This window comes from Terribacillus saccharophilus (assembly GCF_002272745.1).
Taxonomy (GTDB): Bacteria; Bacillota; Bacilli; order Bacillales; family Amphibacillaceae; genus Terribacillus; species Terribacillus saccharophilus_B.
Genome location: NZ_NPBD01000030.1, coordinates 1 through 392, shown reverse-complemented (window position 1 = coordinate 392; position 392 = coordinate 1). Strand labels below are relative to the sequence as shown.

Sequence of the window (392 nt, the reverse complement as noted above, 5' to 3'; positions counted from 1 at the left end):
ATGGAGGCGGCAACCGGATTTGAACCGGTGGTCAAGGTGTTGCAGACCTTTGCCTTACCACTTGGCTATGCCGCCAATATTGGAGCGGAAGACGGGATTCGAACCCGCGACCCCCACCTTGGCAAGGTGATGTTCTACCACTGAACTACTTCCGCATACAAGTTAGGCTTAAGGATTCCATTGGAATCCCTGCCTTTTACTTGGCTATAGCCTAAAGCTATTTAGAGGGCGATCGATGGGAATCGAACCCACGAATGCCGGAGCCACAATCCGGTGCGTTAACCACTTCGCCACGACCGCCATGATGAGTATGTTATGGCAGGGGTAGCAGGATTTGAACCCACATTTACGGTTTTGGAGACCGTTGCTCTACCATTGAACTATACCCCTAT

4 tRNA genes are annotated in these 392 nt (G+C 51.3%); all 4 read right to left on the bottom strand.

Annotated features, from left to right (window positions below):
- Window position 1: 1 nt before the first annotated feature.
- Window positions 2–75: transfer RNA gene (locus CHH58_RS18075), tRNA-Cys, on the bottom strand.
- 5 nt (window positions 76–80) lie between these two features.
- Window positions 81–155, bottom strand: a tRNA-Gly gene (locus CHH58_RS18070).
- Window positions 156–227: 72 nt separating this feature from the next.
- A tRNA-His gene (locus CHH58_RS18065) sits at window positions 228–300 on the bottom strand.
- A 16-nt stretch (window positions 301–316) separates the two neighbouring features.
- Window positions 317–390, bottom strand: a tRNA-Trp gene (locus tag CHH58_RS18060).
- Window positions 391–392 lie beyond the last annotated feature (2 nt).